The organism is Armatimonadota bacterium (assembly GCA_037138755.1).
GTDB lineage: Bacteria > Armatimonadota > Fimbriimonadia > Fimbriimonadales > Fimbriimonadaceae > Fimbriimonas.
The window spans coordinates 25665-39982 of record JBAXHT010000005.1 but is presented as its reverse complement, the minus strand read 5'-3'; the positions used below and the strand labels follow the sequence as shown (position 1 = coordinate 39982).

The following is a 14318-nucleotide window of genomic DNA, read 5'->3' as shown; positions in this document are numbered from 1 at the left end:
CAAGTGGCTCGTCGCATCCTCTTCTGCTTGCCCCGCCCACGCAAGGGGCTCGTCGCGGTCGTCGTTTATCTGCGCGGCGGAGTCGCTCGTATCTCATTGATCTGGCTCTGGCTGATCGTTTGCCGCTCTATCAGTTTGTCGATTAGTCTCTCATGTTCATTCAAACGGTTGTTAAGCTCACCAATTCTCGTGAGTGTTAGCATCAGAATCGCCGCAATTGTGAGGTTCAGAACACTATAAACGACGACTGTTGTCTTTTGCTTTCGATCCAATTTAGCCTCCTACCTCACGAATCTTGCCGTAGTCTCGACCAAAATCTACACCCCAGCCAAACGCCTCGCTCAGTTGATCAAGTGTATCTCTCAGGGATGCCTCAACTGCTACCCCAACCTCCGGGGTAACTCCACCCATTCCCAATGCTGGATCAATATATGCTTCCTCGACGGCATCTTTCCACGCTTCGGCTGCCGCCTCTGCTCCTTTCTTGAGTCGGTTGCTTTGGCCAACTGTTGGGTCTACTGGCGGCTGGGCTCCAGGGGAAGGAGCGGGATCTTCAAAATCTTTGTAAACTTTATCCCATTCTTTATTTTTTTCTTGCCGCTGCTTTTCTGCCGTGCCACGACCGGATCCGGGATGCCCGAGATGCTTATAACCGAAGTATATCAGTCCAGCAACGGCCACGATCGCTAAAACAATAAGGCCATTCTTTTGATGCCTCCGCTGTCGCACAGTGGAGGCGAACACGACCAGCCTCCTGCAAGCCCTAGGCCAAATAAACCGCTCACCCGTGAAGACTACCGAGGCATCACCACCCGTCCACCAACCAAAGAAAAACATAATTCGCCCCGCCAAATTTCCACCGAGCGAAGCGAGCCCAAACTTCCAGACATGCCACCAATCCCGAACCACCAGCCAAACGGGGCCGTGGAGGGTGGGAATCGGCGCGATCAGAATGATCGCGCCAAAGCAAATCGCAGGTTGACAAACCCCCAGTTTCATCGCCTATAGGTAGATGATCAAATTCTGCAGACTGCGCGCGAAGCATCCCCAAACAGTCACGGAGTCTCGCCTACCCACCCCTACCCACCGTTCGCCCAGTATCCGAACTTCGTTGAACCTGACTACCCATCAGAATGCGTCGCAGTTCTTTCATCCACAAGGGTCAAAAGCCCATGACCGAGAGCCAAATCCGTGTCCCCACTTGTCCCCACCAAAATCGAGAAAATCACACGCCGTTGAACCTAAGTCCCCACCAAAACGCGTCGCAGTTCTCTTCATCCAACGAAAACAGATACTCGAGACAGGCTATGCCGCCTGACCTTTAGCCAGTCGTGCAAAGTTGTCTTTATCAATCGCCCGAGTCAGGCACTCGTCGAAGGATACGAAGCCGGCCCGGTACAAGTCGCAGAGCGCCTTGTCCATGGTCTGCATACCAACGCCGCCCGACATTTCGAGAATCGAATACATCTGGTGGGTCTTGCCTTCTCGGATGAGGTTTTTGATGGCCGGGGTTCCGAGCATGATTTCGATGGCTGCGCATCGGCCACCGCCGAGTTTGGGGATGAGCTGCTGAGCGACAACACCTTCGAGCGTATTACCGAGCAAGACGCGAATCTGATCTTGTTGGTCTGAAGGAAAGACGTCAATAATTCGGTCAACGGTGGCCGGTGCGTTTCGGGTGTGCAGCGTTCCGAAGACCAAGTGACCAGTTTCAGACAGAGTCAGTGCCGCCTCAATCGTCTCGAGGTCACGAAGCTCACCAACAAGGACGATGTCGGGATCTTCGCGAAGAACCGCACGAAGCGCGTCATGCAAAGTATAAGTATCGTGGTGCAGCTCGCGCTGGTTGACCATGCACCGCTTGTGCTTATGGATATATTCAACTGGGTCTTCGATGGTCAGAATGTGACCAGGAAAGTGCTCGTTGAGATCGTCGATCATCGAGGCAATCGTGGTTGTCTTTCCGGAGCCAGTAGGACCGGTCACCAAAATCAACCCAGATGTTCGCTTGCACATCTCCCGAATCGTCTGCGGTAGACCCAAGGTCTCAAAAGCCGGAATCTTTGTGGGAATCGCGCGGAGAGCCCCGGCAACCGAGCCTCGCTGCATATAGACGTTAAATCGGAACCGAGCAAGGTCCTTGACCGAGTAACCGAAGTCCAGCTCGTGGGTGGTCTCAAATCGCTCCAGCTGTTCGTTGGTTAACACATCATAAATCAACCGCCGAGCATCGCGAGGTGTTAAGGGGTGAAATGGCAGAGGCTGGATTTCTCCATCCAGACGGATCATGGGTGGCAGACCGACCGTGATATGAATATCCGAAGCTTTTCGCTCCATGGCCATGCGCAGAACATCGTCAATATGGTGGTCTACCGGGCTCTTGAGTTCATGTGTGGAATATCCGGCGACTTGCGACTCGGCTTCGATCGTGAACTTAGGAACGTTAACGTCGGTCGTATGGACGTCTTGTGAAACGGTTGGCGTCTGCTGAGCCACCGGCATAACAGGCTCACCCGTGATCGGGTGAAAAATTGCTCCTTCCTGTTGCAAGGGTGTAATGTCTCGCTCTTCAGTCAAGAACTGTTTCCAATTAAAATCGTCTGCCATGTCTTCTATCCTTGTTCCACACTGACTCGTAAAACTACTTATGCGTAAATCACTCGAACAACCTCGTCCAAGGTCGTAATCCCCAACAAAACCTTTGAGAGCGCGTCAGATTGAAGCGGCTTCATTCCAACCTCAATCGCCTTGTGCCGCAAGTCGTGGGCGGCGGCTTCTTTCATGATCATGTCGCGAAGCTCGTCGGTCACGACCATTAACTCGTGAATACCGGTTCGACCCTTATATCCCGTCTTCTTGCACTTATCGCACCCTACTCCACGATACAGAGTGACGACGTCCTTACCATCGTTTGCTACTCCGTAAGGAAGATCGAAACCGTATCGCACAATATCTTCCTTGCGAACTTCGTAGGCCTGCTTACAATTGGAGCAGGTCACGCGACAGAGTCGTTGAGCAAGAATTCCGATGACGGACGATGAAATGAGGAACGGCTCAACTCCCATGTCCATCAATCGAGTCGGTGCTGCCGGGGCGTCGTTTGTGTGCAGGGTAGAAAGAACTAAGTGACCCGTTAGCGCGGCTTCCATCGCAATCGTTGCCGTTTCGCCATCACGCATTTCACCAACCATGATGATGTCGGGGTCCTGCCGGAGCATGGCTCGAAGTCCCGCCGCGAAGGTCATTCCTGCGCGGACATTAACGCCGCACTGGTTGATCCCGCTGAGTTCATATTCAACAGGATCTTCAATTGTAATGATGTTGTTGTCGCCAGTGTTGAGTTCGTTGAGGATCGAATAAAGTGTGGTTGACTTGCCCGAACCCGTCGGACCAGTGACCAAGATGATTCCGTAAGTCTTGGAGCACATGTCCTCCAACATCATCAAGTTGTGTTCAAGGAATCCCAACTTAGAAAGACCAACATTGATGCCGCCTTTATCGAGAACGCGCATAACAATCTTCTCGCCAAAGATCATCGGCAGGGTGCTGACTCGGAAGTCGTAATCCCGACCGCTAATCGTCATCGAAATGCGGTTGTCTTGTGGAGCCCGCTTTTCGGCGATGTCCATGTTGGAAATGATCTTGAATCGGCTACAAAGCGGGGCAGCAAGCTTTTTGGGAAAGTGCATTCCCTCGACCATGACCCCGTCGATCCTGTAGCGAACTCGCATACCGTCCTTGAGCGGCTCGATGTGGATATCTGACGCTTTGTCGATGATAGCCTGGTTAATGATTAAGTTTGCGAGTCGGATAATCGGAGCATCGTCGGCGTCCGCTTCGTCTTCGACTTCCTCAATCTTCTTCTGAATGTCGACAACCTGATCGTCATCAAAATCCTTGAGAACCCCCGCGAGAGCTTCACTTTCGTTCCGGTAGAACTGAACAAGTCCATTGATCAGATCCGCTTCAACAGCAATGAGAGGCTCGACGTCGAGTCCAGTAGTAAGCCTGATCTCGTCGATGGCAAAAATGTCCAACGGGTTGACCATCGCCACCAAGAGGCGGTTGCCTTGGCGCTCCATAGGAAGAGCCTTGAATTTTCTGGCATTATGCCCGTTGAGCATCTGAAGAGCTTCGGGACGCGGAATGATCTCGGTGACGTCGGCGAACGGAACTCCCCACACCCTCCCTTGGCACTTGACGCGATCACGTTCTGTAACATAACCGAGCTGGACGAGGATTCTTGCAAGTGACTCTTTACCATCCAACTCGCGCTGTTTGGACATGGCGTCATTGAGCTGCTCTGGCGTAATCAGCCCCTCTTTCAAAAAATGTTCGCCCGTCAATACCATCGCTTAGCCAGTTGGAACACAAGGTTCCCTCATAATCATCGGTTGGCATCTCGGTCAAATTTATGGGTTGTTGGTATACTGTTCCCAGTTGCCTGCTTAAGATAGATTTCTCGAAGAACGATACGCATCATTTCTCAAGATTCCGGACAAGCAAACAACCCGAAGGGAAACCTTCATTGAGAAAGAAATGAGCACAAAGAGACTCTATATTGGCAATCTGTCCTATTCGGCGACAGAAGATGAGCTGCTAGACGCAGCGGCTGAGTTCCAGCCAAGCAATCCACGAATCGTTGAGAACCGAGGCTTCGGCTTCCTCGATGTTCCAGAAGACCAGCTCGATGCAGCTATCGCTAAGCTCGATGGCTTCACCCTCGGCGGACGAACCCTTCGTGTTAACGAAGCTCGTCCAAAGGAAGATCGTCCTCGTGAGGGCGGCGGTGGCGGCTACGGCGGCGGCGGTGGTCGCTCAGGTGGCGGCGGTGGATACGGCGGCGGTGGCGGCGGTGGTCGCTCCGGTGGCGGCGGCGGCTATGGCGGCGGTGGCGGCGGTGGTCGCTCCGGTGGCGGCGGCGGATACGGCGGCGGTCGCAGTAGCGGCGGCGGCGGACGCGGTCGATATTAATCGACTGATATCCAAATGACTTTAGGGGACCCAGCTTCGGCTGGGTCTTTTTTATTTGGAATGATTCCGTGCGTTGGCGCGTAAGCTAAGGGCATGGATCATCTTCCTACCCCAGACCTTCCGCAAACTGATCAAGATTGGCGCGGAGTTCTCACACCAGAACAGTTTCATGTCCTTCGAGAGAAAGGCACCGAACGGGCATTCACCGGCGAGTATTGGAACCACAAAGGTGATGGAATCTACCGCTGTGCTGGTTGCAGCGAAGTCCTGTTCACAAGCGAAGCTAAATTTGACTCCGGGTGTGGCTGGCCCTCATTCTACGAAGGGCTGGATAAGTCAAAAATCACTGAGCACGAGGACAACACACTTGGGATGAGGCGAGTCGAAGTGACCTGCACCAAGTGCGGGGGCCACCTTGGACACGTTTTTCCGGACGGTTACGGAACCCCCACGGGTTTGCGCTACTGCATCAACAGCGTGAGCATTAAGTTCGAAGAGAAGTAGGTTTGGAGTGCGGAAACTTGTTACCGCTTTAGATTTCAGCGACTTGTCGCGGCCTGTAGCGAGGATTAGCTACAGGCCGAACAAAGCTCGCGCTGCCTTAAAGCGGTTTTAAGCAACCGCACTCCATATCACCACTTGGTCTCGACGGTGTAGCTCACAGTCTTCACCTCTCCTGGCTTCAGTTTGACTTCGAAAACCATGGTTGATGCGTCTTCTTTCACAAATGCATCGCTCTTTTCGGTGACCTTCCAGTCGCCCCAGTGCCGCTCGTAGAGATACACGGTTTCGGCAACCGCCTTGCGGTTCCGAACCTCGATCTCGAAGCTCTCGCGAACTCGTTGAGACGAGACTCGAGTAAAGTTCGTGCGCTTTCGGTCGGCTCGGATGTCGAACGATCGCCCAACGTTGAGGCTGATCTTCTCATCCTTCGGCGTGTGCTTGATCATGTCCTCGCCAAGGAACTGGACAGAGCCCTTGCTGTCACGCGAGTAGATACGAATCTTGCCCGCCGGGAATGGCATTCCCAGGTGAGACTTTTCGTCATTTGTGAACTTGAGTTTGACTAGCGGCGACAGCTGTCCCGTTCCAACTTGGCCCTCATCCGGGTAATAACCGTCGTAGCCTGCCATGGAATCAAAGATGATCTGCTTCTTGACCGGCACATTATCGCCAGTCAGCAGGCTAAGTTGTTTGTTCTCCTTGTTGCGGACAGTAGCTGGGCGTTGCAAGGTGTAAAGGTGGTATTCGAAGAGCGACTCTTCTGACATCTGACCTCCAGCGCGTTTGCTTTTCGCAACTGAATCGGCCGGGGCCATAAATTCTGCTCTTGGGGGCTGAACTGTATTCACCTCTCCCGCTAACAACTTCAGCGTCGCGTCCTTGAAAGACATCCCACTCTGGTTACTCTGCGAGACCCACCCCTGCAAGTCCGCAGTCGAATCCTTGTCCAAAGTCAAAACGTAATTCGCGTTCCAGCTCATGCCCTGCGTTAGATAGCTGAGTTCAATCTGAGCGTCCTGATCCTTGTCGCTTTCAAGTTCCCAGATCAAGGAGGGCGTCGAGATCAGCCCTTCAGGCATTTCCATCACGTCAATCTCGCCCTCGGGCGAAAGAATGATCCGGCCATCATCGGCCCGAATCACGAGTCCGTTGTAAGAATACTCCTGTCCGTTCCCGGTGTTGACCACGGAAGTTGGGGAGCTAAGAAGCGTGCCAGTTACGGTCTCCTTCTGCATTCCAATCGCCCGAGTGAGCCGAATTTTCTTGCCCACCGACTTCGCCAAAATTGACTGTGGCGAGATCAGGTCGAACTGGTAGTTCTGCTCCAGAACTCCAACAGATCCAGGGTTGGAAAGGCATTTGAAACCCACCGAAGTTGGGTCGATCAGTTGTGCAACGTTCTCAACCAGCATCGACTGAGTTCCCTTCTTCAGCTTCGCTGCCCGAACTTCTTTGATGAAGCCCATGCCTTGGTTGTAAACGGTGACCTCAGTGGAGGTCGGAGCGGCGAGGGCGGCGGCGGCGGCAAGTGTGCTCAACATACAATCCTTCTGTGCCTATGGACGCCTGGATTGTTCAATCGGTTTCAGAAAAGGTATCATCTTGTTTCCTTTATGTCGGGGCGTGGCGCAGTTGGTAGCGCGCGTGCTTTGGGAGCATGAGGTCGCACGTTCGAATCGTGTCGCCCCGACCACTTTTACTGAGAGTTCCAGCTTTGGGGCCAATCCGCACTCCCCTTGGGAACTGGCACGGTTCTTGCCCTGGTAAACTAGATTCGATTCCAGGTCAGCGGCCAAGCTCGGGGTTACACCGTGCAGAAGCGTTCGATTTCAGGGAGTTCGTAACACTCATGAAGTCAAAACAGCAACCCGTCGCGCAACGAAGCGCGCACCGCCTTTTCATTTCCCTTGGATTAGGACTCCTTTCTGCAGCGTCGGCATTTGCCGCTGAAGGCGAGAACGTCCATCTCAAGTTTGGATCTCAAGATAAGATCATCCTCCTCATCGCCGCCATTCTCGGCGTCGTGGGCGTCATCGTCGCCATGAGGATGGCGAAAAAGCTCATGACAGAAGATCGCGGTAGCGAGGGCATGCAGTTTGTCCAGACCGCCATCGAAGACGGCGCACGGGCTTACTTAAGCCAGCAAATCAAGATGATGGCTCCGTTCATTGTGGTCTTGATCTTCGCACTCAGCGCCCTTTACTACAAGGGAATGGGTATGGTCGCCGGACTGGTTGGCGTCGCGTTCCTGATCGGAGTCATCTCCTCGTACTTCTCCGGTTTTGCGGGAATGATCATGGCCGTCAAGGCCAACGCGCGAGTTGCTAACGCTGCCCTTACATCGAACAAGAAGGCTCTCGAAATCGCCTTCCGAGCCGGATCGGTAGCCGGTCTTGTCACCATCGGCGTCGGCCTGTTCTTCTCTTCGATGATTCTCATCGTGTTCCCTTCACAGGCAACAACACTTCTCGTAGGCTACGGATTTGGTGGCTCACTTGCTGCGCTCTTCATGCGCGTCGGAGGCGGCATCTACACTAAGGCTGCTGACGTTGGCGCAGACCTTGTCGGAAAGGTCGAAGCAGGAATCCCTGAAGACTCTCCGATGAACCCAGCAACAATCGCTGACAACGTTGGTGACAACGTTGGAGACTGTGCTGGTATGGCCGCGGATGTCTTTGAGTCGTACGTGGTTATGCTGGTCGCGACCATCGTCCTCGGTGCCGCAACCTCGACTGTTCTCGACGGCAACACCTGGCCCAAGCTCATCGTGTTTGCTCTCGCCGCGTGCGCAGTCGGAATCGTTGCCTCAATGGTGGGAATTGCAGGAGTTAAAGGAAATGATGACCTCGACAGCGATCCACTCAAACCAATTCTTGGCGGATTCCGCCTCACCGCTCTGATCTCCGCGATCGGCGCGTTTGCCCTTTCGTTCTTCCTACTCAACAACGTTTCGCTCCGCGAAATCTTGACTCAATCCACCGCGCAGTCCAAAGTGATGGCGACGGTCAAATTGGTTCAGGCTGACCTAGCCAAATCGAAGAAAATCGAAGAGTCAAAGGTTTCCGAGAAAGACATCTTGGAGGACAGCCGAGTCAAAGCTCTTGGCCTTTCGGCAACGGATAAGGATGACGAGACTAACGTCAGGCAACTCATCGCAACTCCGGGCGCTGGTCTTAAGATGCCGAAGGGGCTCGCTGGCTTCAAAGAAGTCACCCAAGACGAGCTTGCGGCGAAGTCCTTCCCAGCGCTCAGCTACGCGGTTACCCGCGGCTTTGATGAAAAGGACTTCCAGACTAACAAGTACACGACAATAGCTGAGCGATTTGGTAAAGAGTACGTAGCAGTCAAGCTTGAAGCAAACATCACCATGCCTGCCCAACAGGGACAGCCTGCTCAATCAAGCAAGCAAACCATTTGGCTAGGTCCTGGCGAACCCAAAAAGATTGACGAGCAGCTCACTAAGGGTAAAGAAGCCATTGCTGCACAAAAAGGCACCGCAGATATCAAGATCCTTGCGAAGAAGCCGGTCAGCCTCTACTATTCGCCAAGCGAAGATCGCTTCGCCCTAGTTTCGGCTCCAGGAGTAGACCGCCCTGACAAGTTCCAGGGTGGTGAGTCCATCACCTTCTTCCGAAAGACGGTCGAAGAAATGAAGGCTGCCGACGTTGCCAAAGAAAAAGACCCGACCGCAAGTGCACCGGCTGCGGTTCAGATCGAGAACGCGGCCGCTGTGGAAACCGTCAGGATTCCGTGGTACAAGTTTGCTTTGGCAGTTGTCTTCGGGATTATCGTCGCTATCGCGGTTGAGTTCCTCACGAACTACTACGTCAGCGCATCCAAGCGACCTTGTAAAGAAGTTGCGGGTGTTGCAACGGCTGGACCAGCTCCAATGCTGATCTCCGGTTTCGCATACGGCCTAGAGTCCAGCGTCTTCATGGTTCTCGCCATCGTTGTCGCTCTCCTGGTTCCGCTCAACTTGTTCCCGCCGGCTGAGTACGGCTCTATGATCATGGCGTTCTACGGAATCGCCTTGGTCGGCCTCGGGCTCCTTACAACAACTGCCTACATCCTTGCAATGGACACATTCGGACCGATCTCCGACAACGCTCAAGGCGTGTTCGAGATGTCCGGAGAGAGCCACAACGAGTACGGCTCCACCTCGCTCCAGCGACTCGACGCCGCAGGAAACACGACCAAGGCGCTCACAAAGGGCTTTGCGATTACCACTGCAGTCGTCGCCGCCGTCGCTTTGTTCCAATCGTTCGTCGAATCGTCTCACCTTGAAATCCAAGGCCTGCGACTTGACGTTCCGGAGGTGTTCCTCGGACTCCTCATTGGTGCCGCAGCGCCTTACCTGTTCAGCTCCTTCGCTATCAACGCCGTGGGCCGCGCAGCCTTTGAGCTGATTTCTGAAGTGCGACGTCAATTCCGAGAAATGCCGGGCATCCTCAAGGGAGAGACCAAGCCGGACTACGCTCGATGCGTCGCGATTGTTACAGCGGCAGCTCAGCGCGAACTGCTCGGACCAGGAATCCTTGCGATCTTCCTTCCCGTCGCGGTTGCCTTCGGCTTTGGAATTGGGAAGGCTCCCGTCATGGTCGGTGAAACCGAGTACAACCTGAGTGGCGCAATGGCACTGGGAGGCTTCCTTGCCGGTGCAATCGCTAGCGGTCAGTTAATGGCCGTACTGCTCGCAAACTCGGGCGGAATGTGGGACAACGCTAAGAAGGTCATCGAAGACGGACTCCACGGCGGAAAAGGCACCGAAGCTCACAAGGCATCGGTCGTATGCGACACCGTCGGCGATCCCTTCAAGGACACCGCAGGCCCTGCACTCAACCCGTTGATCAAGGTTATGAACCTGGTTGCCCTGTTGATCGTTGGAGTCGTGATTCAGCCTCAGACCAGCGGAGTTCTCGGCTGGGTTGTCACTGCGGTTGCGATTGCGGCACTAGTGTTTGCGTTCCTTCGAAGCAAGAAGGGTTCACTCGCCGAGCAACTCGAGCATATGAACGATTGACGTCGCTGCCAGCGATGAGCCTTCACTCTTCAGTGGCTGAAGGCTCAAAGCTCAAACTCGGCAACCACAAATGTATGATCGCTCGGCTTCTCAAGGAGCCGAGCGTTTTTGTCTATCGTGCAGCTAACGCACTTCTCAGCAAGCTCTTCGGTTGCGTAGATATGATCGATTCTCCAGCCGATCCCTCGCTGAACCGCTTGCGGAACCGTGAACTCCCAATACGAATAGTGTCCGCCACCAAACTCATGGAGGCGAAACACGTCGATTAGACCGTATTCAACAATCTTCGAGAGCCGTGAGAACTCGTCGGGGTGGTGCCCCACGCTTCCCAACATCTTTGCAGAATCATAAACGTCGTGGGGCTGCGGCGCGATATTGATGTCCCCGAGCCAAATCAGCGGTTCGCCCTTAGGGTGTTCGAAGATGTAGTCGCGAAACCTTTCCAACCACTTCATCTTGTAGATCCACTTCTCGGCACCGACCGTGTTCCCGTTCGGAACATATGTGTTTACGATTCGGATGCCCTGAATCACTCCCGAAACAATGCGAGCATCTTCCGGCATCTCTGGATCTCCAAACCCAGTGCGCTGATCTTCGATCGGAGTCTTACTCAGGAGCGCGACTCCGTTCCAAGCTTTCTGCCCATTCAGAGCCATGTGATACCCAAGCGCTTCGATCTCCGCTCGGGGAAACTTGTCGTTCTCGGCCTTCGTTTCCTGAATGGCCAAGACATCAGGCTGATTCTCTTCGAGCCAATCCAGAATGCGTGGCAGTCGAGCACGCGATCCCGCGGCGTTGTAGGTCGCAATCTTCATTCGCAGAGTTTAACTCTTCGGCAACTCGAATCGAACGACCCGGTTGCGCCCAGCGTAGCGAATTTGAAAGGCACCGTAATGGGTGTCAGTAATAGTCGGCAACTCCGCAAGGAAACCCACAACGCGATTCCGACCCCAGCGTATTGGAGAATCGAGGTCCGGTAGGGGCAGAGTGGGCCAAGCAACGACCCTCGAAACAACCTGATCCCACGATGTCTTCAAAACGTCCCGGGGGTGACGATCCTGGATATCCTGAATACTCTTCAACACCAGAGGAGCGAACCTGGCTGGTCCAGCCTTACGGTTTGTGGTTTGGCCAAACCCAATCTCAACCTCATCAAAGAGCGACGGCTGGCCAGTATCCGACTCGTCTCCGTCAGTTAAATCGAGAGTATTCAAAGTAGCGAGCCGAAAGAACACCAAGGTCCTGCCATGAGACTGGGACGCAAACCGATCCCAGGCGGGCTGAATTTCTTTCTCTCCGCAGGCTTGTTGGTGCCCAAGCCATCGCGAGAGCAAACCTGGAGTCATGATGACGGCGTGCTCCACATCGACCATCCGCTCGCCATCGAACCAGCTTCGGAAGACAACTCGATTAAGCCCCAAAACGCGGTCAATCCCCTTCCCTTTCTTGGCGAGCCTTGCACCAACTTCCATTTCCGAGGCGATAGGCTTACCGGAGAAGTTGGAAAGACCCAACCCAACGATGGTTAACAAGATTGCCATATCTTGATTCTCGGCAGAGTTTCTTAGTTCATAATACTGCCATGAGCTTCGACACGATTTTACGCAACGCCCAGGTACTGAGCTCGGATGGTATTCACGAGGCGGATATTGCAATCAAAGGCGGAAAAATTGTCGAAATAGGTTCACTCGCTCAAAGCACTGCGGAAGTGCAAAAGGATGTCAGAGGCCTCATGGTGATGCCAGGAGGAATCGATACTCAAGTGCACTTTAGAGAACCCGGTTTGGAGCACAAGGAAGATCTTGCGTCCGGATCACTTGCGGCTCTCCACGGCGGGATTACGACCTACCTTGAAATGCCGAACACCAAACCGGAAACCACGACGCCTGCTGCACTTGAGGACAAGATCAAGCGAGCGACGGGGCGTTCATGGGTCAACTTTGGCTTCTTCTTCGGCGCCTCGCCAAGCAACGCGGAAATGCTTGGTGAGTATGAGAATCTCCCCGGAACCCCGGGGATAAAGGTCTTTATGGGTTCCAGTACGGGTGATCTACTCGTCGCCAGCGACGAAGATGTCGAGAGAGTCCTGCGCCACGGAAAGCGACGGGTGGCATTTCACAGCGAAGACGAAGCCCGAAACTCTGAGCGCAAGGAGTTGATCTCGGAGAACCCTTCGGTCCACGAGCACCACTTTCTGCGCGATTCCGAGAGCGCAAGACTCTGCACCGAGCGCCTTCTGCGCATCTGCGAAAAGACGGGTCGTCCGGTTCATGTGCTGCATATCTCAACCGCCGACGAACTTCCAATGCTCAAGGCAGCAAAAGCTAAAGGTCTGCCTGTGACTTGCGAAGCCACCCCTCAGCATCTCTGGTTTGCCGCTCCGGAAGCCTACGAGCGACTTGGGACTAAGGTTCAAATGAATCCGCCCATACGGACCGAAGAGCATCGTGCGGCGATTTGGACTGCTTTACAAGAGGGGCTGTTTGATGTTTTTGGCTCAGATCATGCGCCGCACACGTTGGAAGAAAAGTCTAAGCCTTATCCATCCAGCCCCAGCGGGATGCCAGGAGTTGAGACTATGCTGCCGGTGCTTCTTACATTTGCAGCCCAGGGACGAATCAGCTACCGAACCATCGCAAAAATGCTCTGTGAGACGCCAGCGGCTCTCTACACGATGCGACATAAAGGAAAGATCGCTCCCGACTTCGACGCCGATCTTGTTCTGGTTGATCCAAGAAACTCTTACATCGTTGACGAATCCAAATTCCACTCGAAGTGCGGTTGGTCACCTTATCATGGGGAAACGTTTACAGGCTCCGTGGAGGCCGTCTATGTTGGTGGCTTCGAGGCGATGTCAGAAGGCATCACTCACGGAATACCGAGAGGTAAAGTCGTGGACTTTACCAACGATTGAATCCATTTATAGGAATAAACGATTCGATATGTTGAGTCGGAAATAAGTCGATGCCCGCTGCAGACTTCAGCGTGTAAAGAGAATAGCCAACGCAAGCGGTTAAGGCCAAAGCACCGTACAGAGCCAATCCGCTATCTGTAAGAGACTGCATTCGACAGCGAAGTTCCATGCCAAACAGAGCGAGAGATTCGGCGAGCGAGTAGGGCCGGGGCGCGTACATGGGTGCCACCGTCGGCGGAATCACCAGATAGATCACTTCTGTGTCGTGTTGCTCTTCTGGCTGAATCTGATAGGCTAGCTGCGCGCTCACGCCCTCTTGTTGCCACGAGTTGACTGTGACTTCGCAGGTACTGATGCTAGGTTAGTACTTGGATTTCGCGAAGACTCTGCAGAACAGATCTAAAGGCTCCGATGAGCCTCCGAAAGCACCTTCCGAATGTCGATCGCCACGCCACCCCAAACTCGTATGCGAATATTGGATTTCTGCTTGCCTTTCGCCGTACCGATAGATAAACTTGGCTCGTCAGTAATGACAGGTCAAGTTACACCATGAAGAAAGTGATCGCTCTATTCGCCGTCGTCGGCGTCGTTGCCGCTTCGACGTTCCAAGCCGAGGCCAAACCTCCATTCGCGGCCAAAGAGAAGAAGGCCTGCAACTACTGCCATCTCACCGATGCTGGCGGAGCGCGCGGCTTCCGAGGAATCTACTACGGAGCGAACAAGCTCAGTCTTAAGAAGTTTGTCGAAAAAGCCCAAGCGAAAAAGGCTGGAGTTAAAGAGGGCGCGGTCGGTGCTGAAAGCAAGCCCACAAAGCCCTATACCGGCAAGTAAAACAAGTAAAAGGAGTGCGGAGCCTCGCTGCGCAACCCACCGATGTTGGGCGAAGCGTGTCGAAGCGTCCGGATC

General features: G+C 53.9%; 12 protein-coding genes and 1 tRNA gene. 6 read left to right on the top strand and 7 right to left on the bottom strand.

Features of this window, described 5'->3' with window-relative positions; genetic code table 11:
* Positions 1 to 273: 273 nt before the first annotated feature.
* From WCK51_15615 to WCK51_15605, 3 genes are all read right to left on the bottom strand, one after another.
* Complete coding sequence (locus tag WCK51_15615; GenBank protein MEI7578315.1) at positions 274 to 999, bottom strand: hypothetical protein; 726 nt, start codon at positions 997 to 999, stop codon at positions 274 to 276.
* Between the two features lie 306 nt (positions 1000 to 1305).
* Positions 1306 to 2607, bottom strand: coding sequence for a type IV pilus twitching motility protein PilT (locus tag WCK51_15610; GenBank protein ID MEI7578314.1), 1302 nt, complete (start codon positions 2605 to 2607; stop codon positions 1306 to 1308).
* A gap of 38 nt (positions 2608 to 2645) precedes the next feature.
* A complete protein-coding gene (locus tag WCK51_15605; protein MEI7578313.1) occupies positions 2646 to 4352 on the bottom strand; it encodes an ATPase, T2SS/T4P/T4SS family in 1707 nt (568 codons plus the stop codon).
* Between the two features lie 187 nt (positions 4353 to 4539).
* Between WCK51_15605 and WCK51_15600 the strand changes: the two genes are divergently transcribed.
* Both WCK51_15600 and msrB read left to right on the top strand, forming a co-directional pair.
* Positions 4540 to 4974 carry an RNA-binding protein gene (locus tag WCK51_15600; GenBank protein ID MEI7578312.1) on the top strand — a complete coding sequence of 145 codons (435 nt, stop codon included), beginning with the start codon at positions 4540 to 4542 and terminating at the stop codon, positions 4972 to 4974.
* Between the two features lie 93 nt (positions 4975 to 5067).
* Entirely contained in the window at positions 5068 to 5478 is a 411-nt protein-coding gene (gene msrB / locus WCK51_15595; protein MEI7578311.1) for a peptide-methionine (R)-S-oxide reductase MsrB, read from the top strand.
* Positions 5479 to 5606: 128 nt separating this feature from the next.
* Here msrB and WCK51_15590 read toward each other — a convergent pair whose 3' ends face one another.
* Complete coding sequence (locus WCK51_15590; GenBank protein MEI7578310.1) at positions 5607 to 7019, bottom strand: DUF4139 domain-containing protein; 1413 nt, start codon at positions 7017 to 7019, stop codon at positions 5607 to 5609.
* 76 nt (positions 7020 to 7095) lie between these two features.
* Between WCK51_15590 and WCK51_15585 the strand changes: the two genes are divergently transcribed.
* Together WCK51_15585 and WCK51_15580 are read left to right on the top strand one after the other, a co-directional pair.
* Positions 7096 to 7171 (top strand) — tRNA-Pro (locus WCK51_15585).
* A gap of 156 nt (positions 7172 to 7327) precedes the next feature.
* Positions 7328 to 10498, top strand: a complete 3171-nt coding sequence (locus tag WCK51_15580; protein ID MEI7578309.1) for a sodium/proton-translocating pyrophosphatase — start codon at positions 7328 to 7330, stop codon at positions 10496 to 10498.
* Between the two features lie 44 nt (positions 10499 to 10542).
* Here the strand turns inward: WCK51_15580 and xth are convergent, their stop codons facing one another.
* Both xth and WCK51_15570 read right to left on the bottom strand, forming a co-directional pair.
* Positions 10543 to 11313, bottom strand: coding sequence for an exodeoxyribonuclease III (gene xth, locus WCK51_15575; GenBank protein ID MEI7578308.1), 771 nt, complete (start codon positions 11311 to 11313; stop codon positions 10543 to 10545).
* Between the two features lie 9 nt (positions 11314 to 11322).
* Positions 11323 to 12039 carry a hypothetical protein gene (locus tag WCK51_15570; protein MEI7578307.1) on the bottom strand — a complete coding sequence of 239 codons (717 nt, stop codon included), beginning with the start codon at positions 12037 to 12039 and terminating at the stop codon, positions 11323 to 11325.
* A gap of 41 nt (positions 12040 to 12080) precedes the next feature.
* Between WCK51_15570 and WCK51_15565 the strand changes: the two genes are divergently transcribed.
* On the top strand, positions 12081 to 13412 hold the full coding sequence (locus tag WCK51_15565; GenBank protein MEI7578306.1) for a dihydroorotase: 1332 nt from the start codon (positions 12081 to 12083) through the stop codon (positions 13410 to 13412).
* On the opposite strand, the gene WCK51_15560 is transcribed toward WCK51_15565, so the two are convergent.
* Positions 13399 to 13722 carry a hypothetical protein gene (locus WCK51_15560; protein ID MEI7578305.1) on the bottom strand — a complete coding sequence of 108 codons (324 nt, stop codon included), beginning with the start codon at positions 13720 to 13722 and terminating at the stop codon, positions 13399 to 13401. The two genes, WCK51_15565 and WCK51_15560, sit on opposite strands and share 14 nt — an antisense overlap.
* A gap of 239 nt (positions 13723 to 13961) precedes the next feature.
* Here WCK51_15560 and WCK51_15555 point away from each other — a divergent pair, with 239 nt between their 5' ends.
* On the top strand, positions 13962 to 14243 hold the full coding sequence (locus WCK51_15555) for a hypothetical protein (protein ID MEI7578304.1): 282 nt from the start codon (positions 13962 to 13964) through the stop codon (positions 14241 to 14243).
* The last annotated feature ends 75 nt before the right edge of the window (positions 14244 to 14318 follow it).